Raw genomic sequence first — 23,160 nt, 5'->3', positions numbered from 1 at the left:
TACTAGAGGCGGGCCAGGGTCAGGTAGGCCAGGCCGAACTGGCCCCGGTAGCCCTTGAGCCAGCCGTCGCGGTGGTCGTCGACGATCGCGCGGACCTCGGCCGCCTGCGGGTCGTCCGGGTTCTCCAGCAGCCAGCGCTCCCGCGCGGCGCACCAGCGGGACTCGAAGCTGTCCCACTCGTCCAGGCTGGCCGTGGTGACCGACAGCAGCCGGTAACCGCAGGCCATCGCCAGGTCGACCAGCTCGGCCAGGGTGCCGAACTCGTCCTCGCCGAAGATCTCCAGCGCCTTCGGGCCGGGCGCGCTCTCCCAGAAGCCGTCGCCCAGCAGCAACCGGCCGCCGGGGCGGAGGCGGTCGCGCATGGCCTCCAGGGTCTGCTTGGTGCCGCCCCACGCGTGCGACGCGCCGATCGAGATCGCCACGTCCGCGGGCTCCGCCTCCCACGTGGTGACGTCCGCCAGCTCCAGCCGGACGCGGGGGGCCAGCCCGCGGGCGTCGACGTTCGCCCGGCCGCGGGTGATGGCGTAGTCGTCGCTGTCCACGCCGAACCCGCGGGCGGTCGGCTCCTGCTCCACCGCCCTGAGCAGCAGTTCCGCCCAGCCGCAGCCGTAGTCCACCACCGTCGCTCCGGACAGCGGCTGCAAGGTGGTGATCAGGTCGTACGCCTTCGCGTCCGACAGCGGGGTGTTGAAGTCGAGCAGGGCGTGGCCGTTGAGCGGGGCGTTCATCCGGCCATGATCGCCCCTCCGCCTTCGCGGGCGTAACTGATTTTGCCGCGCCCGACCCCGCGCAGCGCGGCGTCGATGCTCTCGACCTGCTCGTCACCGAACCGGCCGATCCGCACCACCTCTCCCACCTGCGGGTGAATCTCCAGCACGCCACGCTTCGACAACCCCACGTGCCGGATCTCGTGCCACGCGAGGGTCCTGTCCTTGCCGAACTTCAGCCCGTGCGGCGTGACGGTGACCGAAGGCGCGAAGATCCCCCGGCGCAACGCGTTGCCGACGATCAGCAGGATCAGGCCATACGACACCAACGCCATGGTGGTCTGGGAGCTGTGGCCCTGGAATGCCCATTCGGTGCTCCTGACGGCCACCACGATCGCGATGAGCAGCACCGTGGCCCGGAACCTCCAGCCCACCCACTGCTTGCGCTTGCCCCAGACGAGGACCTCACCGCTGTCGTCGTCGGGTGTCGGCTTGACGTTGCGCAGCGCTTTCCACGACAGGAAACCGGTCAGCACCAGCCACAGCAGGCCGAACGGCACGACGAGCCAGCCCCAGTTCCGCATCGGCTGGTCGGCGCCCCGCACCCACTCGCCCGGCCCCCTCCTGGGATTCGTCAGCTTGATCGGCACCGGGCGGCCGAGGTCGGCAAGGGTCAGGAAGTTCACCGGCTTGACGGTGTCGGGCGAGGTCGAGCCGGGGTCGGAGTGGTCGTAGTAGTGGAACTCCGCCAAGCACCGGTACCAGAACCCGAACCCGTGGGTGCTGACCGGCCCGTGCCGCTTGCACTCCGTGGCCACCACGTAGTTGCCACCCACCCGGTGGTCGGGACCGTACTGGCCGGCGAACTGGTAGGCGAACGTCGCGCAGAGCAGGAAGCCCAGCACCGGCATGACGATCAACGTGAAGAAGACCGGCAGTGCCTCCTTGAGGGCCTCCTTCACCGGCCACGCTCCTCTTCCCGCTTCGCGGCCGCACGGCGCTGCGCTTCATCCCGCCTGGCGTCCACCGCCTTCTCCGCGTCGCCCTCCTTCTCCTCCTTCGCCAAGTCCTTCCAGGTGAACCACTCCAGGCCGTTGTCCGCGATCTTGGTCTCTTCCTTGACGACCTCGAAGCCGAGCTTGCGCGGGAAGTCCCGGGGCAGCCCGGTCAGCCCGTCCACGACGGCCCGCTTCGCCCCGTCGAACGCGTCGCGCGCGATCGTCCCGACCGGAATGCCGGTCGTGCCCCGGTTGACGAAGTCGTCGATGCGCTTCAGGTCCGCCGCCTGGCTCGCCTTGAGGGTGTCGACGAAGGCGTCGCCACGACGCGCCAGCGCTTGCTGCGCCTTCTCCAGGAGGCGCGCCAACCAGTCGAACAGGCCGCCGGCCTTGTTGAGCACCCGCGTGAGCTTCTGACACATCTCGATCGCCTTGGTGGCCCACTTGACCGCCACCGGCACGCACTCGGCGATCGCTCCCGCGACACCGGCCCCGAAGGCCGCCACGGCGGGCACCCACCGCAGGCAGATGCTGATCAGCTTGCCGATCGCCTCGCTGATCAGGTCCCGCACGATGTCGCGCACCACCTTGAGCACGACCTTGCACGTCGTGACCAGCAGCGACATGCCCCGGGCCGACTCGCCGACCGCCGCGTAGACCGCCGCGCGATCGGCTCCGAACTCGCGGTAGCGGTCGGAGTCCTCGCCCTGCCACCCGGCGGAGTCGTTCTTCACCGCGTCACCGAGCCCCGTCGCGGTCTCGGCGAGGTGGTCGGCGACGGACGCCCAGGTCAGCGCCATGCCGTCGAGCGTCTGCTGGTCGCCGACCAGCCAGTCCAGCGGCTCGCGCAGGAAGTCCACGTGCTCGATCAGCCAGCCGAACCCGGCGCTGAGCAGGCCGGCCATCGGGTCCACGAGGAACTGGGCCACGCCGCCCAGCGCTCCGGCGGCGTTGGCCAGGCCCTCGGCCCACTGGTCGTCCTTGATCTTCGCGTACGCCTCGGCGGCGTCGTGGAACAGTCCCGCGCCTTCGGTGGCCGCGGTCTCGTCGCCCTTGCGGACGAGTGGGTTCGGCGCGTTCATCCGCGGTACGTCCTGTCGAAGATCTCGGACTGGGTCTGGTCGTTGGCGCGCACGTGCTCGCGCCAGCCGTCGAACCGGGTCACGTGGTCCGCAGCGGCGTCGACGGCTTGGCGCAGGGTCGTCATGGCGCTGTCCTGAGCGGTCGCGCAGATGGCCGCGAGAGGGGTGCCGAGCAGGCCGAACGCCTCCGGGTGCGAGGTGGTCTTGCCCGCGTCCGCGGCGATCCCGACCCGTTCGGCCACGTCGCGCAGCTTGGCGGCGTGGGACGCCATCTCGGCGAGGTCGATGTCGTAGGTCATCGCAGGAACCCGCCCTGGCTGAAGTCGTCGTCGTCCGGCCGCTGGTGCCGCGGGCGCGGTTGGCGCGGCGGCAAAGGCGCGGGTGGCGGTGGCGGAGGTGGCGGTGGAGCGTCGTCCTCGACCGGGCCGAACCGCAGTTCCGCGCCGTAGCCGCCGGCCGGCGGTGGAGGTGGTGGCTGGGCGCTGCGCAGCCGGTCCACCATGAAGCCCATCGCCTGCGAGTCGCCCCCGAGCAGCGGGGTCATCGCCTCCTGCACGGTCGTCGCCACGCGGCTCTGCGCGGCCTGCACGACGCGCAGCACCTCCCGCGCGACGGCTTGGCCGTCCTTGCGCCGCAACGCCTCGCCGAGGTGCAGGTCGACCAGGTTGCCCGCGTCGTTGACGGTCGCCGTGATCTGACCGTCGTCGCTCCGCTCGGTCACGCGCAGGCCGGCCATGGTCTCCCGGATGGCCTCGCCCTTGCGCCGCGCCTCGGCGAGCTTGCCCTCGTACTGCCTGAGTAAGTGCTCTGGATCGGTCATGTCGCCCCCGCTCGTCCCTTCCCCCAGGGTCATGGCCGAAGGTAGTGAGGCGGCGACGGTGCGTGTCGGGCGTTCGGCGTGGTTGCCGGATTGATCACAACGGGGTATCCGGGCGAACCGGACACCCCTGGCAGCCCTACTCCTGGCCGCGGACGACCTTGCGCAGCTTCGGCAGGCGTTCGGCGAGCACGCGCTCCGCTCCCCGGCCGGTCGGCTGGTAGTAGTCGCGCCCGACCAGGTCGTCCGGCGCGTACTGCTGGGTCAGCACGCCCTCCGGCACGTCGTGCGGGTACCGGTAGCCCTGGGCGTTGCCGAGCTTCGCCGCGCCCGCGTAGTGGCCGTCGCGCAGGTGCGCGGGCACCGACCCGATCGCGCCCTTGCGCACGTCGGACATGGCCTCGCCGATCGCGGTCGTGACGGCGTTCGACTTGGGCGCGGTGGCCAGGTGGATGGTGGCCTGGGCGAGGTTCAGCGCGCACTCGGGCAGCCCGATCAGCTGCACGGCCTGCGCCGCCGCCACGCACGTCTGCAACGCGGTCGGGTCGGCCATGCCCACGTCCTCGCTGGCGTGGATGACCAGCCGCCGCGCGATGAACCTCGGGTCCTCGCCCGCCTCGATCATCCGGGCCAGGTAGTGCAGCGCCGCGTCGACGTCCGAACCGCGGATCGACTTGATGAACGCGCTGGTCACGTCGTAGTGCTGGTCGCCCTGCCGGTCGTAGCGCACGGCCGCCTTGTCGACCGTCGCCTCCAACGTCGCCAGGTCGAGCACGCCGCCCGGACCGACCGAGTCGGCGGCGGCTTCGAGCGCCGTGAGCGCGCGCCGGGCGTCACCGCCGGCCAGCCGGACCAGGTGGTCCTCGGCGTCCTGCTCGACGGTGACCGTGCCGCCGAGGCCGCGTTCGTCCTCGACCGCGCGCCGGACCAGCACGCGCACCGCGTCGTCGGTCAACGGCCGCAGCTGCAGCACCAGCGAGCGGGACAGCAGGGGCGACACGACGGAGAAGAACGGGTTCTCCGTGGTCGCCGCGACCAGCAGCACGATCCGGTCCTCGACCGCGCCGAGCAGCGCGTCCTGCTGGGTCTTGGAGAACCGGTGCACCTCGTCGATGAACAGCACGGTCGACTCGCCCGCGCGGACCAGGCGGCGGCGTGCCTCCTCGATGACCGCGCGCACCTCCTTCACGCCCGCCGACAGCGCCGACAGCGCGGCGAACCGCCGGCCGGTGGCCTGGGAGACGAGCGTGGCCAGCGTGGTCTTGCCCGTGCCCGGCGGACCGTAGAGCATGATCGAGGCGGGCGACGAGCCCTCCACCAGCCTGCGCAGCGGCGCGCCCGGCCCGAGCAGGTGGTCCTGCCCGACCACCTCGTCCAGGGTGCGCGGGCGCATCCGCACGGCCAGCGGCGCGTTGGCCGCGATGCGCGCGGCCTTCTCCTCCGGGTCCACGCCGAACAGCCCGTCGTCGAACAGCCCCTCGTTCACGTGTTCGACTGTAGCTTCCCCGTGCACAGCCGCTGTCCGAGCGTGCAACGGAGGTTCCGCCGCAGGTCGCGGGCCGTGCAGGGTGACCGCATGAGCACGCTGAGTCCGGAGCGGATCGCCCGGCACGCGCACGACGCGGGGTTCCGCGGGCAGGACCTGACGATCGCGGTGGCGGTCGCGCTGGCCGAGTCCGGCGGCGACCCGCGGGCGCACAACTCCACGCCGCCCGACAACTCCTACGGGCTGTGGCAGATCAACATGCTGGGCGCCCTGGGGCCGGCGCGGCGGCGCGAGTTCGGGCTGGAGTCCAACCGGGAGCTGTTCGACCCGGCGGAGAACGCCCGTGCGGCGAACAAGATCTCCGGGGACGGTCGGTCGTGGACGCCGTGGACCACGTACACCAGCGGCGCGTACAAGCGTCACCTGGACGAGGCGCGGCGGGGTGTCGAGGCCATGAAGCGCGGTGGGTCCGGCGGCGGTGGTGCCGGCGGGTCCCGAGGCGGCTCACGCGGTGGCGGCGGGTTCTCGGTCGACCTGGGCGTGCTGCGCGACTACGCGCGGCGGACGCGGGACTCGGCCGACGACCTCACCGCGCTCGGCCGGCGGCACGTGCGCGAGGTTCGGGAGATCGCCGAGGACAGCTTCGGGCGCATCGGCAAGCAGTCCGGGTTCGCCGACGCGCTGGACAACTTCGGCGCGGCGCTGCGCAAGCAGGTCAAGGCGGTCGCGCACAACACCGACGCGCTGGCCACGTCCGCCGGTCGTGCCGCCCGCGCGTACCAGGACCAGGAGGACGACATCGCCGGTTCGCTGCGCGGCAAGGTCGTCAGCGGTGGAGGGGAAGGGTAGTGGACACCCGGGAGATGGCCCGGCACTTCGCCGAGAGCATGATCGGCCACCGGAACTCGTTGGCAGGCAAGGCCGAGGACGCGGTGAAGGTCCAGTACGCGCTGCACCAGACCGCGTCCGGCCTCACCGAGCGGCACGAGGACCAGCGCAAGGCCTCGAAGACGGTGCTGGAGCACTGGAAGGGCGACAACTCCGAGGGCTTCGAGAAGCGCTCGAACCGGCTGGGCAGGCAGCTGCGGGTCACCGCCGACGCCGCCCGTGACGCGGAGAAGATCGTCGCCGGGGTCACGAGCGCGTTGACGACCGGGCACGCGCGGGCGCGGCGGGCCGTGGACGAGTACCTCGACCAGGCGGTCCGGCTGCTGGACGCGGGCAAGGCCGTCGGCACGCAGGCCGCGCTGCTCAAGGCCGTGGCGCAGGCGGCGGACCTGGAACCGAAGTACACCAAGGAGACCGCCGGGACCGTCCGGCACGTGCGGGGCGAGTTGGAGGACGCCGCTCGCAAGCTGCGCGCGTTGGAGAAGGAGGTCGAGCACGACGGCGTCGCGGACGGTCGGGCCGAGCGCACCCGCGGCTCGACGAAGCCGTCCGGCGCCCGTGCCCGCGGCCGTTCGCGGACGATCATCTCGGCCGCACGGCGTGAGCTGGGCACGCGGGAGAACCCGCCCGGCAGCAACCGCAACCCGTACGGGCCGACGGCGCCGTGGTGCGCGTCGTTCACCACGGCGATGTGGCGCAAGGCCGGGGTGGACATCCCGATCCTGCCGTTCACCGGCGACGTGTTCCGGTGGGGTCAGCGGCACGGCAAGGCGTACACGTCGTTGAGCGCGGTGAAGCCGGGTGACGTGCTGCTGTTCGGGACGGGCCCGAGCAGCCCGGCGACCAGCAAGCACATCGGGATCGTGGAGAAGGTCTCCGGCGGGACGGTGACGCTGATCGAGGGCAACTCGGGCGACAGCGTGCGGCGCAACACCCACCGGCTGAGCTCGGCGACGTTCTACGGAGGGGTGCACCCGTGATCACGGGCAACGCGCACGACCCGGACACGGGCATCGCGGTGGAGGTCGGTCCCGGCGGCGGGTTGCTCGACCTGGCGCTGGACTCGCGGTCGTTGCGGCTGGGGCAGTCGGGGTTGGCGCGGGCGATCCTGGCGCTGGTCGACACGGCGACGGCGCGGGCGAACGCGCGGGCCCGGCACGTGGTCGGCGACGAGGTGTCGGTGTTGGGCCTGGACGTGCGGGCGAGGCTGGTGGAGTCGGTCGAGGACACGACTCCCGAGACGTGGCGGGTGTGATGGGGCTCGGTGAGCGGTTGGACGCCGTGCGGCGGGAGGCTTCGGCGTCGGGCGTGACGGTGGTGGTCGACCTGCACGGGAAGCCGGTGGACCTGTCGTTCGCACGGGAGGCGTTGGCCCTGCGCCCCGCCGAGTTGGCCGGCTTGATCCGTCGACTGGCCGACGAAGCCGCCGCGGCGGCCGTGGCCGAGGGCATGGCGATCGTCGCCGACGTCGTGCCGCCGGACCTGCTGACGTCCTGAGCGTCGAACTCCGGGGCACCTGAGCGTTCGACACGCGCGGGTGGCGAACGCTCAGGTGGCGGCCAGCAGGGCGGTCAGGTGGCGGGTCAGCCACGGCGTGTCGGCGGGCGAGAGGTGGACCCACTCGGTCTGGTGGGATTCCTCGGTGGTCAGGGCGTAGCGACCGGCGGCGGTGTCGGTCCAGCTCAGGACGCGGGAACGGCCGCGCGGGCCGGTGGCGGCCAGTTGACCGGTCGACTTGCGCGGCGAGTCGACCAGCGTGGTGATCGACCGGGTGGCGCGGCCGGTGATGTCCGCCTGGGCCAGGGTGCGTTCCAGCGCGGTGTGACCCGCCTTGGCGTAGGCGTCCATCGCGGCGGCGAACACGGACCTCGGCATCCGCAGCTGCTCGCCGGGTCCCGCCGGCGCGTCGCCGATGACGCGCGTGATCGCGGACGCCAGGTCGGTGATCGGCTCCAGCGCCACCTCGCGGTCGTTCAGCACGGCCAGCACGCCGCGCCTGCCGCGGGCCGTGGCCAGCACCCGCCACGGGTACGGGCGGAACACCAACGCGTCCACCGAGACCTCGCCGTGCGCGAGCAGGGTGAACAGGTCCTCCAGCTCCGGTGAGACGTCCGCGCCGTCGGCCAGCCCCGCCTCCGTCAACGTGCGCAGGACCTCGGCGCCCAGGGCGTCCCGGTCGTCCATCGTCTCGCCGTGCGACGGCACCTCGAGCGGGTAGGGCGGCTCACCGGTGCCCAGGTCCTCCCACAGGAGGTCGAACTCCAGGTGGGACAGGACGACCGCGGTCGCCGAACGTCGCGCCATGGGGCCAGAAGGTAGCGGTCGGCGGCGGCTTTCGCGGCCGGTTGGGCAACACCGGTGGCTACGCTGCTCGACGTGGACGTCGCCGGCGGGTTCCTGACTGTGCGGGCTTCCGGCGCGGCGGCGGCCAAAGCCGCGCTCAGCGGGGGTGCGGCCACCCCGGAGCACATCCAGCTGCTGGTCGGCTGCACGGTCTCGGCGGGCGTGCCCGGCAACGGCGCCGCACTTCGGTTTCCCGATTGCGCGTTGCACGTCCTGCCGGACGTGGTGATGCTGACCGTGGCCGAGGCGCGGCTCACCGTCGGCTTCGGCGAGCTCAAACCGCTGATGTTCCAGCCGGTCCCGGTCGACGCCGCGCTGCACGCGGTGTTCTCCGGCGCGGTGGCCCAGGTGCTCGCCGCCGCCCACGCCCTCGACCCGCACGGCCTGTCCCACCACCTGCTCGGCCTGGCCGAACTCGTGCTGCGCAGCGCGCTTCGGGCCGAGCTGGAGCGCGTGGACTCCCTGGTCGCACGGCGGCGCGAAGCGTTGGAGTACATGCGCGAACACCTGTCGGACCCGGCCCTGAGCGCGGACCGGGTGGCCGAGGCGCTGTTCATCTCTCGCCGCCGCCTCTACCAGCTCTTCGACGACGGGCAGGGCGTGTCCGAGCGCATCCGCGGCCTGCGGATCGACCGGGCCAAGGCGTTGCTCGCCGATCCGGCGAAGGCGGCGCGCGGCATCGGCGAGATCGCCAAGGACTGCGGGTTCGTCAGCGCCGCGCACTTCTCCCGGACGTTCCGCCAGGTGGTCGGCCGGACGCCGAGCGAGTTCCGTAACCGCTGAACTCCACGCCCGAGACGAACCGGCCCGCGATGCCCGCGACCTCCAGCCAGCCGCGCCCGGTCGGCGAGTGCAGCGTGAACACCGCGATCCGCGGGTGGTCCGGGTCGCTCACGACGACCTGCAGCTGCGCGCCCGGCCCGGCCACCGGGATGCGCTCGACGATCACCACCGGGTAGCCGGTCGCCGTCTCGCCGCGGGTGACCTCGCGGATCGACGGGCCGTCGAGGTGGAAGCCGAGCCCGCCTGCATCGGTCGGCCGGTCGACCGGCACCACGCCCGCCATCAGCAGCGCGGGGTCCGCGTCGCGGTGCTCGACCACGGCCAGCAGGCCGGCGCCGTGCTGGTGCGCCAGCTCCGCGGCCTGCGTGGCGGACACCTCCAGCCCGGGGTCACGACTGCCTTTGAGCCTGCGCAGCACGGCTAACAGCTCCGCCGCGGTGCGTTCGGGGGTGCCGAGTGCCACCGGGGTCACCCCCGGCACGGGAGCGAGTCTCACCCCAGGCCCGCCCGGAACGCCGCCGCCGCGCCCCTGGTGGACGCGGGTCGAGGTGGACCGAGCAGAACGGACGCCAGCTCGGCGGTCAGGGACGAGAAGCTCGTCAACGTGTCCGCGATGACCGTCGAGGGCTCCTCGGCGCGCAGCCGTTCGGCGACCCGCCTGGCCTCCGCGCGGTGGTCGCGCTCCAGCAGCCGGGCCTCCTCCAGCACGTCGTCCAGCTGACGGCGCAGCTCGTCGTGCCGCGCCACGGCCCGGTCGTGCGCCTGCCCGTCGGCGGCGGTGAAGGACGCCATCGCGCCGGTCCGGTCGAGCTCGTCGGACGCCTCGGCGAGCGCGCGCCGCAACCCGAGCGCGCGCCGGTCCAGCTCCTCGGCCCGCCGCTGGTTGCCCAGCAGCGTGGTGGCCCAGCCGTCGAGCACCTCGGCCGCCGCCCGCATCGCGCGCCGCACCGCCGTCAGCTCCGACACCACCGCCTCCAACCGCGTCCTGAACCCGTCCGCCGCCGCGCCCGTCCACGGTTCCGGTGGCGCGCCGGGGACTGTAAGGGCAACCGACAACCGCTCGCTCGCCGCCGCCACCGCGCCCGCGTGGCCCGGCGCGGGATCGAAACCCAGACCCCGGTAGTCAGTCATGGCGCAGCTCGTCGGCCTGCCGATAGGTCTCACCCGCCGCGCGCAACGCGTCCGCCACGACGTCCAGCTCCACGCCGCGCAGCACGCCCGCCCACTCGGCCGCCAGCCGGTCGACGGCCTCCGTGACGCCTTCCGGCCCGAGGTCGCCCGACGGCTGCTCCAGCGCGGCGGCGGCGGCCCGCACCTCGTCGGCCACCTCGTCCAACCGGCCCGCGAACGCGGCCAACGCGTCCGGCTCGACCTGGTAGCCGCCGCTCATTCGCCGAGCACCGGCGGGAACGCGGGCGGCAGGTCGTCGAGCAGGTCGAGGCCGGTGTCGTAGCGGTTGCGGTGCTCGCCGTCCTCCTCGCGGTTGCCCGGCGCCATCGGCGGGTACATGCCGAAGCCCTGCGGCCCGCCCGCGCCGACGACCGGTCCGACGCCGCCACGTGCCGCCGCACCGCCCGGCACCGCGCCGAGCACGCCGGACGCGCCGCCCTGACCGAAGCCGCCCTGACCGCCGGCGACGCCCGCGCCGCCGCCGGGACCGAGGCCGTGGCCCGTGCCGAACGAGCCGCCCGGGCCGAAGCCGGACTGCGAGCCGAAGCCACCGGGGCCGCCGTAACCGGTGGCCGCGCTCGGCGCACCCGCGGCGGCGACGGACGTCGTGCCCTCGCCGGGCCGTAGCGGTGCGTCCTCGGCGGGCCTCTCCTGGACCGGGGGCGGCGCGATCCACGGCGGCGGCGACGGCGCCGGCCGGTGCTCCGGCAGCGGCTGGGGCGGGCTCGGCTGCGTCCCGGTCGGCTGGGTCACCACCGGCGCCTCGTCGAACACCGGCAGCTCGCGCCCGATGCCGTGGCTGGCCTCCTCGTACTGCTCCATCACCCGGACCGCCCGGTCCATGGCCTCCTGCTGCTCGCGCTTGTCCGGCAGGTGGTCGTCCAGCAGCTGCTTGAGCATGTACGCGCCCTGCGGCCCGTCGAGCGTGGTCACGTCGTACCCGGCGCGGAACCACTTCTCGGCGTCGGGGTGCACCGGCTCGGGGATCGCGCGGGCCGCCTCCTGCACCGCCGAGGTGTAGCCGTCGAGGCCCTCGCCGACCAGGGCCGCGCGTTCCGAGGACCGCGCGGCCCACTTCGTCAGTTCCGACACCGACGACGCCGCCGCCACCGCGGAGGGCCCGCGCCACGACAGCGCGAGGCCCTGCACGATCTTCTGCACGTCCGCGGTCGCCTGGTCGATGTCGGCCGCCAGCCGCTGCCACTCGTAGGTGCGCGTGGCCATCTGCGCGGCGTCGGCCGACTTCACCATGTCCCAGAGCTGCCGGTGCGTGTACGCCCGCCAGTTGATCTTGCCGAAGTTCTCCGGCTGCCGGTTGGCCTGGCGCTGCCGCACCCGCTTCCCGTTCCGCCGGCGCGTGGCCGCCGAGTGGTCGTGGAAGTCCGACCAGTACCCGCCCTTGCGCTCGCGCTCGTTCACCGCAGCCGCTCCAAGTCCTGCCGCACCTGGTCGTCCTGCGCCCGCTGGGTCTGGCCGACCTGTTCCAGCGCCTCGCGCAGCAGCGTCAGCTCCCGCACGTAGGACCGCAGCGCCGTGCGCACGCCGCCGCCGACGTCGCCGCCGCGCAGGCCGAACGCCCGGCGCATGTTCAGCGCGACCGGGCCCTTGCCGTCGCCGAGCGGCTGGTCCATCTCGCGGTCCGCGCGGGCCAGCAGCTCGGTGAGCACGCCGTGCAGCCTTTCCAAGTCGGACACCGCCGTGGTGAAGGAGGCCAGGTCCAGCTCGATGACGTCGCCGCCCTCGGCCACCACGCCCGCCGCGCCCGCGCCGTTCGGCCCGGCCACCACCGGCACCGCGACCGCGCCCGACCCGCGCTGCTCGTCGCGCAGCTCTTCGCGCATCCGCCTGGCGTCCTCGACGCCGCGCACCCTGACCACCATGGCCAACATCGTGGTGTGCCCGCGCGCGGGTGACCAGAGCGGGTGCACAGCGGGAGCAGCGGCGGTGCACGATCGGACAAGCCCGCCACGTCAGCCGAGCCCGCCGGCGGCGCCCGACCGGCCCGCGAACCGGTCACCGCGCGACCGCGCGTGGTCAGGCAAGGTCGGCCCGCGAACCGGTCACCGCGCGACTCGCACCGTCGAGCAGGGCCAGCCAGCGAACCGGTCACGGAAAGACCTTCCACGATCCGACAGTGCGACCTCGCCGGCCGATCACCGCCCAACCCCGCACCTTCGGGCCTGCACAGACGGGCCTGCACAGTCGGCCCTGCGCAGTCGGGCAAGGCGACCTCCGAGCCGATCTCCGGCCGCCGTGCGCGAGCCGGCACGGCGGCGGTGCGATCCGACTCCGCCGGCGGTGCGGGATTCGGGTTCGGGTGTGCGAAAATCGTCCCCCGTGCCGTCACCTGCCGTTCACGCGCGCGCCGTGTTGCTCGCCGGCCCCTCCGGTTCGGGCAAGTCCACCCTCGCCGACCACCTCGGCCTCCCCGTGCTGCGGCTCGACGACTACTACCGCGAGGGCGACGACCCGCTGCTGCCCCGGGACGAGGCCGGCCGCGCGGACTGGGACGCCGAGGGCTCCTGGAACACCGCCGACGCCCTGGCCGCCGTCGTCGAACTCGCCACCACCGGCACGGTCGAGGCGCCCGTCTACGCGCTCGGCGAGGACCGGCGCGTCGGCTGCCGCACGGTGACCGCACCCGGCCTGTTCCTCGCCGAGGGCCTGTTCGCCGACCGGCTGGTGGCGGGCTGCCGCGAGGCCGGCGTGCTGGCCGACGCCATCGTGCTCGCGCCGAACGCCGTGGTGACGTTCGCCCGCCGGTTCGCCCGCGACGTGGCCGAGGCGCGCAAGCCGGTGCCGCTGCTGGCCCGCCGCGGCCTGCGCCTGCTGCGCGAGCACCCCGCCGTGGTGCGCCGCTGCGTGGACGCGGGCATGCGCCCGGTCCGCCCGCACCACGTGCGGCTCGCCACGATCGGGGGCATGGCGCCCGCGTCGGTGTAGCCCCGGCGCGTCGGGGGTACTGCTGCCGGCATGGCTGAGTACGAGCACGAGCAGACGATCCCGGTCGACGCGCGGGTGGTGTTCGACCTGGCCCGGGACGTGTCCGCGATGGAGGCGTGGCTGCCCGACGGGCTGCAGGTGGAGCCGAGCGGCCCGGAGCGGGTCACCGGGCACGTGTCGATGGGCGACGAGATCGACGAGGCCGAGGGCTACCTGGCCGCGGACGCCGAGCAGCGCCGGCTGGAGTGGGGCGACCTGGAAGGCGGCGGCTACTCGGGGTGGCTCCAGGTGGACGACGAGGGCCCGGGCCGCAGCCGCGTGGTGCTGCACCTGGACGTCGGCGGCGAGCACCAGGCGGCGCTCGGCGGCGAGGCCCACGAGATCACCGACGAGCACCTCGTCCAGGCGCTGAGCCGGCTCGCAGCGCTTGCCACACAGAGCGTTACGTGACTGTTTTCACTGATCATCGTGTTTGAACGCGGAAAAGCGACACCTAGTGTGAACGCCGTTCACCTGGGCACGTCCGCACGTCGAGGCCCCGGATCACAGTCAAGGGAGCTTCGATGTTCCGCGCTTTGCGGAGCCGCAACTACCGCCGTTGGGCGTTCGCCGACCTGATCTCGGTGACCGGCTCGTGGATGCAGTTGATCGGTCTGAACTGGGTCGTGCTCGACCGCACGGGCTCGGCTACCTCGGTCGGCCTCTCGGTGCTGCTGGGCACCCTGCCGTCGGTGCTGCTCGGCCCGTGGGCCGGCTCCCTGGCGGACCGGCTGCCGGTGCGCCGGATCATCCTCGCCTGCCAGGCCCTGCACGCCGTGCTGGCCGCCGTGCTCGCGCTCGTGGTGTGGCAGGGCGCCCCGATCACGGTGGTCTTCGCGCTGACGTTCGCCGCGGGCCTGGTGTCGGTGTTCGACCTGCCCGCGCTCGGCCGGTTCGGCGCGCAGGTGGTGCCCCGGGAAGACCTGGGCAACGCGGTCGCGCTCGGCTCGGTGCTCAGCTCCACCGGCCGGATCCTGGGCATGAGCAGCGCCGCGGTGCTGGCCGCCGCGCTCGGCTCGCCCGCCCTGTTCCTGATCAACTCGGTGAGCTTCCTGGCCGTCATGGGCGCGGTGCTGAGCATCCGCCGCGCCGAGCTGCACCCCCTGGCGGCCAGTGCGCCCGACGGCGTCGGCGTGGCCGCCGGCCTGCGGTACGTCGCGGCCAGCGGCCGGCTGCTCCTGCTGTTCGCGCTCGGGTTCACGCTGTCCAGCCTCGGCCGCAACTACCAGGTCACGATGGCCGCGATGAGCACGGACGCGACCGTCTACGGGCTGCTGTCGACGGTGTTCGCGATCGGCACCGTGGTGGGCGGGCTGGCCGCGGCGGCGCGCCGGACGCTGACCGTGCGGCTGCTGCTGGTGGTCGCCTGCGCGACGAGCCTGCTCCAGGTGACCAGCGGGCTGGTGCCGGGCACGCTCGGCTTCGCGATCGTGCTGCTGCCCATCGCGGCGGGCGCGGTCGTCATCGACACGACCATGAGCACCCGCATCCAGCTGGACACGGCGGACGGGATGCGCGGCAGGCTGCTGGCGGTCAACTCGGCCGTGGGCGCCGCGGCCGGCGCGGTGGGCGCGCCGCTTCTCGGCTGGTTGTGTGAACGGATCGGCGCGCCGGAGACCCTGGTGCTCGCGGGCGTGCTGACCCTGATGGCCACGGTGTTCGCGGCCTCCGTGCTGGCCGCGCCGCCGCACCGGCGGACCGCGCTGGCGCACCGCGTGCTGCGCAGGCCGCACCACCCCGCGCCGCCCGCGGGCCACCCGGGTCACCCGCACGGCCCAGTGCGCCCGGCGAAACGTCCGAGGCGGCGTGCGGGCGTCCGGGTGTAGCCCGACACGACCGTAGGGCGGCACGCGCTGCGCCGCTGAGATGCACTGCGTGATCGCCCATTCACAGATGAGGTACGCACGGTTACAGTCATGTCCTGTTCCTGGGAGCGCTCCCAGAACCTCAACGAGGAGGTGAACGACGTGACGGCCCGACGATGGATCGCTCTGGCCTCGGCCGGTGTGGCAGGCCTGCTGATCGCGACGCTCGTGAACGTGGTCGGCCCGACCGCGGCGTCCGCGCACGGCGCCATGATGACGCCCGGCAGCCGGACCTTCATGTGCTGGAAGGACGGCCTGTCACCGCAGGGCGACATCCGGCCGCAGAACCCGGCCTGCGCGGCGGCGGTGTCCGCCGGCGGCACGAACGCGCTCTACAACTGGTTCGGCGTGCTGCGGTCCGACGGCGCCGGCCGCATGAGCGGCTTCATCCCCGACGGCAAGCTGTGCAGCGGCGGCAACCCGACGTTCTCCGGGTTCGACATCGCCCGCAACGACTACCCGGTGACCCACCTCACCGCCGGTGCGACGTTCAACGTCACCTACAACAAGTGGGCCGCGCACCCCGGCAGGTTCGACCTGTACATCACCAAGGACAGCTGGAGCCCGACCCGGCCGCTGGCGTGGAGCGACCTGGAGAGCACGCCGTTCGACAGCGTGACGAACCCGCCGGACAGCGGCGCGGTGGGCACCGTCGACGGCAAGTACTACTGGAACGCGAAGCTGCCCTCGGGCAAGTCCGGCCGCCACATCGTCTACTCGGTGTGGACCCGCTCGGACAGCGCCGAGACGTTCTACAACTGCTCGGACGTCGTGTTCGACGGCGGCAACGGCCAGGAGACCGGTGTCGGCAACGGCGGTGGCACGACCACCACGACGACGACCACCACCACCACGTCGACCAGCACCAGCACCACCACGACGACCCCGACGTCGACCACCACCACGACGCCGAACAACCCGGGCGACCCGAACTGCATGGCGATCTACAAGATCACCAGCGCGTGGTCCGGCGGCTTCCAGGCCGAGGTCGAGGTCATGAACCACAGCAAGAGCGCGTACAACGGCTGGACCGCCACCTGGACGTGGGGCGGCAACCAGGCCATCAACAGCCTGTGGAGCGGCGTCAAGTCCGGCTCCGGCTCGCAGGTGATCGTCAAGAACGCGGCGTGGAACGGCACGGTGGCGCCGGAGGCGTCGGTGAAGTTCGGCTTCACCGCCAACTACTCCGGTTCCAACTCGCTGCCCACGGTGACCTGCACCAGCCCCTGATCCCCCGGTCGGGCTGAACCAGGGGTCATTCCAGGCGGAACCCGAACGGGAGCTCCAGCCGGTGCCGGGCGAGCAGCCCGGTGTCGGCCAGGAGCTCCCGCGTCGGTCCGTCGGCCACCACGACGCCGCCGTCGATCAACACGCTGCGCGGGCACAGCTGCAAGGCGTAGGGCAGGTCGTGGGTGACCATGAGCATCGTGCGGTCCAACCCCAGCAACACCTCGGCCAGCTCTCGGCGGGCCACCGGTTCCAGGTTCGCCGAGGGCTCGTCGAGCACCAGGAGCTCGGGGTCGCAGGCCAGCACGGTGGCCAGCGCGACCCGGCGGCGCTGCCCGCCGGACAGGTGCAGCGGCGACCGGTCGGCGAACGCCTCCATGCCGACGGCGGCCAGCGCGCGCTCCACCCGTTCGTCGAGTTCCGCGCCGCGCAGCCCGAAGTTCGCCGGGCCGAACGCCACGTCCTGGCGCGCGGTCGGCAGGAACAGCTGGTCGTCGGGGTCCTGGAAGACCACGCCGACCCGGCGGCGGATCTCCTTGAGGTTCGCCTTCTCCACCGGCAGCCCGGCCACCTCGACCCGGCCGGACCCACCGCCCAGCACGCCGTTGAGGTGCAGGACGAACGTCGTCTTGCCCGCGCCGTTCGGGCCGAGCACGGCCACCCGCTCACCGCGTTCGACCCGCAGGTTCACCCCGAAGAGCGCCTGGTGGCCGTCCGGGTAGGCGTACGCCAGCTTCTCCACCACGAGCGCGGGCGCGGACCGCCGCGGCTCGACGGCCGCCACCACCTCTCCGCCGCCCCCATCGGGCATCCGGCCCGTCCAGCCGCGCGACACCATCGCCAGGTGCACCCTCTCGCCGCGTTCGTAGGACCGGATGAACAGGCTGCCGATGCCGCGCGCGGTCGCGCCGAGCTGCCAGAGGAACCTCGGGTCGTCGCCGCGGGAGATCCGGGCCACCCGCATCCGCTTGGCCTCGCCCACGATCACCTCGGCGTACCGCAGCATCAGCGTCGCGATGGTGATCAGCACCGACGGCATCCGCAGCCGTTGCAGGCCGAGCAGCAGGTCCTGCGGCGCGGTCGTGGCGGCGAGCGTCAACGACGTCAGCAGCCCGAGCGTGCCTTTGACCAGGATGTTCCACCCGGCCAACGCGCCCTCCGCCGACACGGACAGGCCCAGCACGTCCACCCGCTCGCCACCGCCGGTGAACGGCAGCAGCACGGCCAGCAGCACGAACGGCACCTCGATCACCGACCGCGCGGCGAACCACCGCACCGGCACGCCGGCCACCGCCCAGACCGCCGCGAGCGCGAGCAGGTAGGCGCCGAACGCCCAGAACGCCTCACGCGGCGTGGCCACCACGCACAGCACCGCCACCACCGCGGCGGCGATCTTCACCTGCGGCGCGAGGCGGTGCACCGGCGAGTCGCCCGGCCGGTGCAGGAAACCGTGGCCCGCGCTCACCCTGACTTCGTGTCGGTGTCGACGCCGGAACGCTTGCGCAGCACCCAGAACAGCCCACCGGCGAGAGCCAGCGTGACCACCACGCCGAGGACGCCCGCGAGGCCGGTGAACCGGTCGTCGCCGCCCAGCGCGTAGTCGGCCAGCGGCCACCCGGCCAGCGGGTGGTCCTGCGCGTGCTCGGCGATGCCGTGCTGCTCGGTCACGTGGTCGAGCCCGTCCGGGTCGGAGTCGGCGAAGTAGGACACCACGCCCGCCAGCAGCAGGCTGACCACGGCGAACCCCAGGAAGAAGCGCTTCACGCCCTCAACTCCAGCTTCTGCGGCACGCCGCGCAGCAGGTACACCAGGTCGGGCCGGGCGGCCGCGACCGCGGTCACGGTGACCGCGGTGATCACGCCCTCGCCGATGCCGATCAGCACGTGCACGCCGAGCACCGCGGCGGCGACCGTGCCGAACGCGACACCGCCCTGGCCGCCGATGGCGTACTCCAGCACGAAGCCGAACGACGCCAGCACCGTGTTGACCAGGGCGGACACGAACGCGACCGCGGCCAGGCCACCCTTGCCGCGGGTGGCGAGCCGGCGCAGCGCCACCGCGGTCAGGTAGCCGACCGCCGTGCCGATCAGGGCCATGTTGGTGACGTTCGCGCCGAGCGCGGTGACGCCGCCGTCGGCGAAGAAGAGGGACTGGACCACCAGCACGATCGTCACGCACAGCGCGCCGACCCACGGTCCGACCAGGATGGCGGCGAGCGCGCCGCCGAGCAGGTGCCCGCTGACGCCGGGCAGCACCGGGAAGTTCAGCATCTGGGTGGCGAACACGAACGCCGCCACCAGACCGGCCAGCGGCGCGGTCCGGTCGTCGAGGTCGCCGCGCGCCTTGGCCAGCGCCACGCCGACGCCCGCCACCGCGACCGCCACGAACAGCAGCGAGGTCGGCGCGTTGAGCAGGCCGTCGCTCATGTGCATTGCTACCGGTTCGGACACGCACCACACGCTAGTTGCAAGAAGAGAGCAATGGCCAGCACTGTGCAACAACCGAGGCCTTCCCCACTCGATCACGGCGAGCGGACCCGGTGGGCGAGCGGTTCGGGGCGACAGAGCGCGCCTACTCCGCACGAACGGAGAAGACCTCGACCGGCCACATGCCGGACACTGTGCGTGAGGATCTCGACAACTCAGCCGCCCGACTGCGCCACGATCGGGTGAGACACGGTCTGAAGGGCGTCGACGATGAAGCCGTTCCGCGTGCGGGTCCCCGAAGCCGAGCTCGACGACCTGCGCCGCCGGCTGTCGAACGTCCGCTGGCCGCGGGAGTTACCCGACGTCGGCTGGTCGCGCGGCGTCCCGCTCGGCTACCTCCGGGAGCTCGTGGAGTACTGGCGGACCGACTACGACTGGCGGGCCGCCGAGGCGCGGCTGAACCAGCACCCGAACTTCACCACCGAGATCGACGGCGCGCACGTCCACTTCCTGCACGTCCGCTCGCCGGAACCGGACGCCACGCCGCTGCTGCTGACCCACGGCTGGCCCGGGTCGATCGTCGAGTTCCTCGACGTCATCGGGCCGCTCACCGACCCGGCCTCGCACGGCGGCGACCCGGCCGACGCGTTCCACCTCGTGATCCCCAGCCTGCCCGGCTTCGGGTTCTCCGGTCCCACCGGCGAGACCGGGTGGGGCCTCGACCGGATCGCCAGGGCGTGGGCCGAGCTGATGAGCCGGCTGGGCTACGGCTCCTACGGCGCGCAGGGCGGTGACTGGGGCTCGTTCGTCTCGCTGGAGCTGGCCCGGGTCGACCCGGAGCACGTCGTCGCGGTGCACGTCAACCTGCTGCTCACGGTGCCGTCCGGCGACCCGGCGGAACTGGCCGCGCTGACGGAGGCCGACCAGGCCCGCCTGGGCAAGCTCGCCCGCTACGACGCCGAGCTGTCCGGCTACATGCGGTTGCAGTCCACCCGCCCGCAGACGCTGTCCTACGGCCTCACCGACTCGCCCGTGGGACAGCTCGCCTGGATCGTCGAGAAGTTCTTCGAGTGGACCGACTCCAAGGACTCGCCGGAGGACGCGGTCGACCGCGACGTGCTGCTGACCAACGTGACGATCTACTGGTTGACCGCGACCGCCGGGTCGTCCGCCGAGCTGCACTACGAGGCGGCGGCCGACCTGGGCGCGCTGTTCACCGGCGCCCCGCCGCCCCCGGTCGGGAAACCGATGGGGGTGGCCGTGTTCGGGGCCGACGTCACGCCCCCGGTGCGGAGCATCGCCGAGCGCGCCTACCCGACGATCACCCACTGGACCGAGTTCGACCGCGGCAGCCACTTCGCCGCGCTGGAGCAGCCGGACCTGTTCGTCGAGGACGTCCGGGACTTCTTCCGCCCGTTCCGGACCTGAGCGGGCGCCGACCGATCGGAGACCGACCATGGCCACTGACACCCGATCGTGGTGGCGTCGTCCCTGGGTCGTCCCGCTCACGGTGCTCGTCGTGGCGTTCCTCGTCTACGCGCTGCCGCCGTACCTGACCCTCGACCCGGCCCAGTCGCGGTCGCGGCTGAACGCGGCGTTCCCGCCGCACTACCCGATGCTGGAACTGCACATCGCGTTCGGCACGGTGGCGATCGTGACCGTGTGCCTGCAGCTGTGGCCGTGGCTGCGGCAGCGCCACCCCGCGGTGCACCGCACGAGCGGACGGCTCTACGTCTTCGCCGGGATGGGGCCCTCCGCCGTGCTGGCGCTGGCGATCACCCCGGTCACCTCGCTCACGCTCATCGGCAAGGCGGGCGCGGTGGCCTGGGCGGGCCTGGGCCTGGTCACCACGATCACGGGCTTCCTGATGGCCCGCAGGCGCCGGTACGCCGACCACCGCCGGTGGATGCTCTACAGCTTCGCCTTCGCCATGACCCCGATCACCGGGCGGGCGCTGTTCTACCCGGTCCTGCTGGTGCCCGGCCTCGAGTTCGAGGACCTGGTGCTGATCGGCCAGATCGGGGCGTTCTGGCTGGGCTGGATCATCAACGTCGCGCTGGTCGCCCTGTGGTTGCGACGGACGCCCCGGCGGCAGCCGCGGCGCCCGTCGCGGGCTCCCCGTCAAGCGGCGGCGTAGCTCCCGCCGTTGATGGTGTACTCGGCCCCGGTCACCTGGGCCGACAGGTCCGACCCCAGGAACACGATCACCGAGGCCACCTCGTCCGGGGTGCCCAGCCGGCCGGTGGGCAGCTTGCGCACCTCGCGGACGAAGTGCGTCAGCGCCGCCTCCTTCTCCATCTCGAACTCGGCGGCCAGGCTGTCGGCCAGCCCGCCCGGCGCGTCCCACGCGGGGGTGCGGGTCGCGCCGGGCGAGACGACGTTGCTGCGGACGCCCTGCGGGCCGAACTCGTTGGCCAGCGCCTTGGAGAGGTTGAGGACCGCCGCCTTGCTCACGCAGTAGTCCACGAAGAACGGGACCGGCTGGCGGCTGCCCTCGCTGGCGATGTGCACCAGGGCACCGCGGCCCGCCGCGATCATGTGCGGCAGCACGGCCCTGGTCATCCGCACCGCGGACAGGAAGTTCAGGTTGAGCACCCGGTTCCACTCGGCGTCGTCGACCGAGAGGAAGCCGTTCTCCCGGTACGGGTAGACGCCGACGTTGTTGACCAGGACGTCCACCGCGCCGAACTCGGCGACGGCCGCTTCGACCACCCGGTCCCCGGCGGACTCCTCGCCCATGTCGACCGTGACGGGGAGGACCGCTCCGGGGACGTCCTTCAACGGTCGGGGGTCGAGGTCGGCCCCGACGACGCGGGCGCCTTCCTCGGCGAACTTGCGCGCGGTGGCCAGTCCGATACCGGAACCCGCTCCGGTGACGACGACCACGCGATCGGTCAACAGGGTGTCCATCCCGAATCCTCCTGCCGCCTGGCCCGCTAGATGTACATCGTGTTCGGTTCCACGTCGCACAGGACGCGGCCGTAGAGCTCGAAGTTCGTGTTCGGGTGCATGAGCGCGTGCAGGTTGAGCGTCTGCAGGTCGCGCGCGATCCGCTGGATCGGGACCGTCTCGTAGACCGACGACCCGCCGCTGCCGGTCTGCAGCACGTCCACGGCCTGCTTGGAGAGCTGGAAGACCCGGCCGAGGGCGGCACGGGCGTAGACCCGCTCGCGCACGGTCCACTGGTCGCCGTCGACGGCCTTCGAGTCCACCAGGTCGGCCAGCCGGTAGGCGTGCGACTCGGCCTCGTCGATCAGCAACGACGCCTCGGCGACCTGGAAGTGGGTGATCGGCGCGGTGCTCTGGCTGCCGTAGTCGGTGTAGGTGATCTTCCGGTCGGGCAGCCGCTGGAGGAACCCGTCGAACGCGGCCTTCGCCATCCCGACCGCCGTGCCGGTGAACGTCGTGCAGCCGGTCGGCATCAGGGGCGACCGGTAGACGGGCGAGGCGGCGTTCAGCTCGGAGGCGTACTGCTCCTGGAGCACCGCGGGCATCGGGAGCACCCGGTCGCCGGGGACGAAGACGTTCTCCGCGACGGTCGTCACGCTGCCGGTGCCCCTGAGCCCCGACGTGCGCCAGTCGTCGACGATCATCAGGTCGGACAGGGGCACCAGCGCCATGATCGGCCACTGGCCCGCGCCGTCCGGGGTGGGCGCCATGGCGATCACCACCTGCCACCGGCTGTGCAGCGCGCCGCTCATGAAGTGCCACTGGCCGTTCACGACCAGGCCGCCGTCGGCCGGGACGGCCAGCGCGGTCGGGCTCAGCACGGCGCACACCAGCGAGTCCGGGTCGGCGAACACCTCGTCCTGGACGTGGTCGGGGAACATGCACGCCAGCCACGCGGCCATCGACCAGACCGACACGTTCCACGCGGTCGAGCCGTCGCCCTGGCCGACCTGGGTCAGCACGTCGACCACCGTCCGCGCGTCGCTCTCGTGACCGCCGTACCGGGTGGGCACCCGCATCCGCAGGATCCCCGCGTCGGCCAACGCCCCGATCGACTCCTCGTGCAGGCGCCTGTTCTCCTCCGTCCAGAGCGCGTGCGACCGGAGGAGGGGCACGAGCTCCGCGGCACGGTCCACGAGCGCGGATCGCTGGAGCACTTGCGGCTTCGTCATTGATTACCCCTGGAGAATTGGTGGCCGAGCACCTTCCGGTATGCGGCCACCGGGGTGTGGCGATAGCGCCGCTGAATGCGCGGGGTGGTAGCCGCCTACCGGCGATCTTTTCGTGCGGCAAGCGTACGACTGGTCACTCTCCGTGCACATCTTCCAGGTTGCGGAGTTTTCGCCACCGCTTTTCCCACCGGGTGCGAGCGCGGGTTGTCGCCGCCGTCACCCGGCGCGTTCGACTCCGTCGACCGGGAGGGTGGAAAGCGGCGCA

Annotated in this window: 28 protein-coding genes and 1 pseudogene; 11 read left to right on the top strand and 18 right to left on the bottom strand. The window is 72.8% G+C overall.

Features of this window, described 5'->3' with window-relative positions:
* Positions 1-2: 2 nt before the first annotated feature.
* The 6 genes from ACZ7GX_RS15970 to ACZ7GX_RS15945 form a co-directional block, all read right to left on the bottom strand.
* On the bottom strand, positions 3-728 hold the full coding sequence (locus tag ACZ7GX_RS15970; RefSeq protein WP_498777173.1) for an SAM-dependent methyltransferase: 726 nt from the start codon (positions 726-728) through the stop codon (positions 3-5).
* Positions 725-1,669 (bottom strand): DUF6346 domain-containing protein, encoded by a 945-nt coding sequence (locus tag ACZ7GX_RS15965; protein WP_498777171.1) that lies wholly within the window; start codon positions 1,667-1,669, stop codon positions 725-727. The genes ACZ7GX_RS15970 and ACZ7GX_RS15965 overlap by 4 nt, the downstream gene beginning before the upstream one ends.
* Positions 1,666-2,787 carry a hypothetical protein gene (locus ACZ7GX_RS15960; protein WP_498777169.1) on the bottom strand — a complete coding sequence of 374 codons (1,122 nt, stop codon included), beginning with the start codon at positions 2,785-2,787 and terminating at the stop codon, positions 1,666-1,668. Before ACZ7GX_RS15960 ends, ACZ7GX_RS15965 begins: the two co-directional genes overlap by 4 nt.
* Positions 2,784-3,086, bottom strand: coding sequence for a hypothetical protein (locus ACZ7GX_RS15955; RefSeq protein ID WP_498777167.1), 303 nt, complete (start codon positions 3,084-3,086; stop codon positions 2,784-2,786). Before ACZ7GX_RS15955 ends, ACZ7GX_RS15960 begins: the two co-directional genes overlap by 4 nt.
* Positions 3,083-3,607: a YbaB/EbfC family nucleoid-associated protein gene (locus tag ACZ7GX_RS15950; protein WP_498777165.1), complete on the bottom strand. Its 525-nt coding sequence runs from the start codon at positions 3,605-3,607 to the stop codon at positions 3,083-3,085. The genes ACZ7GX_RS15955 and ACZ7GX_RS15950 overlap by 4 nt, the downstream gene beginning before the upstream one ends.
* A gap of 136 nt (positions 3,608-3,743) precedes the next feature.
* Positions 3,744-5,090: a replication-associated recombination protein A gene (locus tag ACZ7GX_RS15945; RefSeq protein WP_498777163.1), complete on the bottom strand. Its 1,347-nt coding sequence runs from the start codon at positions 5,088-5,090 to the stop codon at positions 3,744-3,746.
* A gap of 90 nt (positions 5,091-5,180) precedes the next feature.
* Here ACZ7GX_RS15945 and ACZ7GX_RS15940 point away from each other — a divergent pair, with 90 nt between their 5' ends.
* Genes ACZ7GX_RS15940 through ACZ7GX_RS15925 form a run of 4 tightly spaced genes read left to right on the top strand, consistent with a single transcriptional unit; the run spans position 5,181 to position 7,475 of the window.
* Complete coding sequence (locus ACZ7GX_RS15940) at positions 5,181-5,939, top strand: transglycosylase SLT domain-containing protein (RefSeq protein WP_498777161.1); 759 nt, start codon at positions 5,181-5,183, stop codon at positions 5,937-5,939.
* The gene (locus ACZ7GX_RS15935) at positions 5,939-6,958 is read left to right on the top strand and encodes a CHAP domain-containing protein (RefSeq protein WP_498777159.1); all 1,020 of its coding nucleotides are present in this window, start codon (positions 5,939-5,941) and stop codon (positions 6,956-6,958) included. Before ACZ7GX_RS15940 ends, ACZ7GX_RS15935 begins: the two co-directional genes overlap by 1 nt.
* Positions 6,955-7,233: a YbaB/EbfC family DNA-binding protein gene (locus ACZ7GX_RS15930; protein WP_498777157.1), complete on the top strand. Its 279-nt coding sequence runs from the start codon at positions 6,955-6,957 to the stop codon at positions 7,231-7,233. The genes ACZ7GX_RS15935 and ACZ7GX_RS15930 overlap by 4 nt, the downstream gene beginning before the upstream one ends.
* Positions 7,230-7,475, top strand: a complete 246-nt coding sequence (locus ACZ7GX_RS15925) for a hypothetical protein (protein WP_498777155.1) — start codon at positions 7,230-7,232, stop codon at positions 7,473-7,475. Before ACZ7GX_RS15930 ends, ACZ7GX_RS15925 begins: the two co-directional genes overlap by 4 nt.
* A 51-nt stretch (positions 7,476-7,526) precedes the next feature.
* On the opposite strand, the gene ACZ7GX_RS15920 is transcribed toward ACZ7GX_RS15925, so the two are convergent.
* Positions 7,527-8,282 (bottom strand): ESX secretion-associated protein EspG, encoded by a 756-nt coding sequence (locus ACZ7GX_RS15920; protein WP_498777153.1) that lies wholly within the window; start codon positions 8,280-8,282, stop codon positions 7,527-7,529.
* 54 nt (positions 8,283-8,336) lie between these two features.
* Between ACZ7GX_RS15920 and ACZ7GX_RS15915 the strand changes: the two genes are divergently transcribed.
* Positions 8,337-9,104, top strand: coding sequence for a helix-turn-helix transcriptional regulator (locus ACZ7GX_RS15915; protein WP_498777151.1), 768 nt, complete (start codon positions 8,337-8,339; stop codon positions 9,102-9,104).
* Here ACZ7GX_RS15915 and ACZ7GX_RS15910 read toward each other — a convergent pair.
* From ACZ7GX_RS15910 to ACZ7GX_RS15890, 5 genes are read right to left on the bottom strand one after another with little or no spacing between them, the layout of a single operon-like run.
* Positions 9,031-9,567: a hypothetical protein gene (locus tag ACZ7GX_RS15910; protein ID WP_498777149.1), complete on the bottom strand. Its 537-nt coding sequence runs from the start codon at positions 9,565-9,567 to the stop codon at positions 9,031-9,033. The two genes, ACZ7GX_RS15915 and ACZ7GX_RS15910, sit on opposite strands and share 74 nt — an antisense overlap.
* A 29-nt stretch (positions 9,568-9,596) precedes the next feature.
* The gene (locus tag ACZ7GX_RS15905; RefSeq protein ID WP_498777147.1) at positions 9,597-10,235 is read right to left on the bottom strand and encodes a hypothetical protein; all 639 of its coding nucleotides are present in this window, start codon (positions 10,233-10,235) and stop codon (positions 9,597-9,599) included.
* Positions 10,228-10,494 carry a WXG100 family type VII secretion target gene (locus ACZ7GX_RS15900; protein ID WP_498777145.1) on the bottom strand — a complete coding sequence of 89 codons (267 nt, stop codon included), beginning with the start codon at positions 10,492-10,494 and terminating at the stop codon, positions 10,228-10,230. Before ACZ7GX_RS15900 ends, ACZ7GX_RS15905 begins: the two co-directional genes overlap by 8 nt.
* Positions 10,491-11,693 (bottom strand): PPE domain-containing protein, encoded by a 1,203-nt coding sequence (locus tag ACZ7GX_RS15895; protein WP_498777143.1) that lies wholly within the window; start codon positions 11,691-11,693, stop codon positions 10,491-10,493. Before ACZ7GX_RS15895 ends, ACZ7GX_RS15900 begins: the two co-directional genes overlap by 4 nt.
* The gene (locus ACZ7GX_RS15890) at positions 11,690-12,154 is read right to left on the bottom strand and encodes a hypothetical protein (protein ID WP_498777141.1); all 465 of its coding nucleotides are present in this window, start codon (positions 12,152-12,154) and stop codon (positions 11,690-11,692) included. Before ACZ7GX_RS15890 ends, ACZ7GX_RS15895 begins: the two co-directional genes overlap by 4 nt.
* A 487-nt stretch (positions 12,155-12,641) precedes the next feature.
* Between ACZ7GX_RS15890 and ACZ7GX_RS15885 the strand changes: the two genes are divergently transcribed.
* The 4 genes from ACZ7GX_RS15885 to ACZ7GX_RS15870 all read left to right on the top strand — a co-directional run bounded on the left by ACZ7GX_RS15885 (position 12,642) and on the right by ACZ7GX_RS15870 (position 16,351).
* Positions 12,642-13,217: a uridine kinase family protein gene (locus tag ACZ7GX_RS15885; protein WP_498777139.1), complete on the top strand. Its 576-nt coding sequence runs from the start codon at positions 12,642-12,644 to the stop codon at positions 13,215-13,217.
* Between the two features lie 30 nt (positions 13,218-13,247).
* Positions 13,248-13,667: an SRPBCC family protein gene (locus tag ACZ7GX_RS15880; RefSeq protein WP_498777137.1), complete on the top strand. Its 420-nt coding sequence runs from the start codon at positions 13,248-13,250 to the stop codon at positions 13,665-13,667.
* 113 nt (positions 13,668-13,780) lie between these two features.
* Positions 13,781-15,082, top strand: a complete 1,302-nt coding sequence (locus tag ACZ7GX_RS15875; RefSeq protein ID WP_498777135.1) for an MFS transporter — start codon at positions 13,781-13,783, stop codon at positions 15,080-15,082.
* A 90-nt stretch (positions 15,083-15,172) separates the two neighbouring features.
* Entirely contained in the window at positions 15,173-16,351 is a 1,179-nt protein-coding gene (locus ACZ7GX_RS15870) for a lytic polysaccharide monooxygenase auxiliary activity family 9 protein (RefSeq protein WP_498777133.1), read from the top strand.
* A gap of 25 nt (positions 16,352-16,376) precedes the next feature.
* On the opposite strand, the gene ACZ7GX_RS15865 is transcribed toward ACZ7GX_RS15870, so the two are convergent.
* The 4 genes and pseudogenes from ACZ7GX_RS15865 to ACZ7GX_RS15850 all read right to left on the bottom strand — a co-directional run bounded on the left by ACZ7GX_RS15865 (position 16,377) and on the right by ACZ7GX_RS15850 (position 18,798).
* Complete coding sequence (locus ACZ7GX_RS15865; protein ID WP_498777210.1) at positions 16,377-17,159, bottom strand: energy-coupling factor ABC transporter ATP-binding protein; 783 nt, start codon at positions 17,157-17,159, stop codon at positions 16,377-16,379.
* Positions 17,160-17,222: 63 nt separating this feature from the next.
* Positions 17,223-17,720 (bottom strand): annotated as a pseudogene (locus ACZ7GX_RS15860) (energy-coupling factor transporter transmembrane component T family protein); the annotation flags it as partial.
* Positions 17,721-17,809: 89 nt separating this feature from the next.
* Positions 17,810-18,112, bottom strand: coding sequence for a PDGLE domain-containing protein (locus tag ACZ7GX_RS15855; protein WP_498777131.1), 303 nt, complete (start codon positions 18,110-18,112; stop codon positions 17,810-17,812).
* Positions 18,109-18,798, bottom strand: a complete 690-nt coding sequence (locus ACZ7GX_RS15850; RefSeq protein WP_498777129.1) for an energy-coupling factor ABC transporter permease — start codon at positions 18,796-18,798, stop codon at positions 18,109-18,111. Before ACZ7GX_RS15850 ends, ACZ7GX_RS15855 begins: the two co-directional genes overlap by 4 nt.
* A gap of 246 nt (positions 18,799-19,044) precedes the next feature.
* On the opposite strand from ACZ7GX_RS15850, the gene ACZ7GX_RS15845 reads away from it, so the two are divergent.
* Together ACZ7GX_RS15845 and ACZ7GX_RS15840 are read left to right on the top strand one after the other, a co-directional pair.
* Positions 19,045-20,202 (top strand): epoxide hydrolase family protein, encoded by a 1,158-nt coding sequence (locus ACZ7GX_RS15845; protein ID WP_498777127.1) that lies wholly within the window; start codon positions 19,045-19,047, stop codon positions 20,200-20,202.
* Positions 20,203-20,230: 28 nt separating this feature from the next.
* Positions 20,231-20,911, top strand: a complete 681-nt coding sequence (locus ACZ7GX_RS15840) for a DUF2306 domain-containing protein (RefSeq protein WP_498777125.1) — start codon at positions 20,231-20,233, stop codon at positions 20,909-20,911.
* On the opposite strand, the gene ACZ7GX_RS15835 is transcribed toward ACZ7GX_RS15840, so the two are convergent.
* Positions 20,896-21,684 carry an SDR family NAD(P)-dependent oxidoreductase gene (locus tag ACZ7GX_RS15835; RefSeq protein ID WP_498777123.1) on the bottom strand — a complete coding sequence of 263 codons (789 nt, stop codon included), beginning with the start codon at positions 21,682-21,684 and terminating at the stop codon, positions 20,896-20,898. The genes ACZ7GX_RS15840 and ACZ7GX_RS15835 overlap by 16 nt on opposite strands.
* A 26-nt stretch (positions 21,685-21,710) precedes the next feature.
* A complete protein-coding gene (locus ACZ7GX_RS15830) occupies positions 21,711-22,895 on the bottom strand; it encodes an acyl-CoA dehydrogenase family protein (RefSeq protein ID WP_498777121.1) in 1,185 nt (394 codons plus the stop codon).
* Positions 22,896-23,160 lie beyond the last annotated feature (265 nt).

The organism is Actinosynnema sp. NPDC037264, from assembly GCF_055603705.1.
The sequence above is the reverse complement of the archived record's forward strand: the minus strand, read 5'-3'. Positions and strand labels throughout refer to the sequence as shown.

Excerpts from the sequence above, each read along its gene's own strand:
- ACZ7GX_RS15955 (WP_498777167.1), bottom strand. The coding sequence starts at position 3,086 with ATGACCTACGACATCGACCTCGCCGAGATGGCGTCCCACGCCGCCAAG.
- ACZ7GX_RS15950 (WP_498777165.1), bottom strand. The coding sequence starts at position 3,607 with ATGACCGATCCAGAGCACTTACTCAGGCAGTACGAGGGCAAGCTCGCC.
- ACZ7GX_RS15940 (WP_498777161.1), top strand. The coding sequence starts at position 5,181 with ATGAGCACGCTGAGTCCGGAGCGGATCGCCCGGCACGCGCACGACGCG.
- ACZ7GX_RS15890 (WP_498777141.1), bottom strand. The coding sequence starts at position 12,154 with ATGGTGGTCAGGGTGCGCGGCGTCGAGGACGCCAGGCGGATGCGCGAA.
- ACZ7GX_RS15845 (WP_498777127.1), top strand. The coding sequence starts at position 19,045 with ATGAAGCCGTTCCGCGTGCGGGTCCCCGAAGCCGAGCTCGACGACCTG.
- ACZ7GX_RS15835 (WP_498777123.1), bottom strand. The coding sequence starts at position 21,684 with ATGGACACCCTGTTGACCGATCGCGTGGTCGTCGTCACCGGAGCGGGT.
- ACZ7GX_RS15870 (WP_498777133.1), top strand. The coding sequence starts at position 15,173 with ATGTCCTGTTCCTGGGAGCGCTCCCAGAACCTCAACGAGGAGGTGAAC.
- ACZ7GX_RS15960 (WP_498777169.1), bottom strand. The coding sequence starts at position 2,787 with ATGAACGCGCCGAACCCACTCGTCCGCAAGGGCGACGAGACCGCGGCC.
- ACZ7GX_RS15900 (WP_498777145.1), bottom strand. The coding sequence starts at position 10,494 with ATGAGCGGCGGCTACCAGGTCGAGCCGGACGCGTTGGCCGCGTTCGCG.
- ACZ7GX_RS15970 (WP_498777173.1), bottom strand. The coding sequence starts at position 728 with ATGAACGCCCCGCTCAACGGCCACGCCCTGCTCGACTTCAACACCCCG.
- ACZ7GX_RS15920 (WP_498777153.1), bottom strand. The coding sequence starts at position 8,282 with ATGGCGCGACGTTCGGCGACCGCGGTCGTCCTGTCCCACCTGGAGTTC.
- ACZ7GX_RS15840 (WP_498777125.1), top strand. The coding sequence starts at position 20,231 with ATGGCCACTGACACCCGATCGTGGTGGCGTCGTCCCTGGGTCGTCCCG.
- ACZ7GX_RS15865 (WP_498777210.1), bottom strand. The coding sequence starts at position 17,159 with ATGCCCGATGGGGGCGGCGGAGAGGTGGTGGCGGCCGTCGAGCCGCGG.
- ACZ7GX_RS15830 (WP_498777121.1), bottom strand. The coding sequence starts at position 22,895 with ATGACGAAGCCGCAAGTGCTCCAGCGATCCGCGCTCGTGGACCGTGCC.
- ACZ7GX_RS15905 (WP_498777147.1), bottom strand. The coding sequence starts at position 10,235 with ATGACTGACTACCGGGGTCTGGGTTTCGATCCCGCGCCGGGCCACGCG.
- ACZ7GX_RS15875 (WP_498777135.1), top strand. The coding sequence starts at position 13,781 with ATGTTCCGCGCTTTGCGGAGCCGCAACTACCGCCGTTGGGCGTTCGCC.
- ACZ7GX_RS15880 (WP_498777137.1), top strand. The coding sequence starts at position 13,248 with ATGGCTGAGTACGAGCACGAGCAGACGATCCCGGTCGACGCGCGGGTG.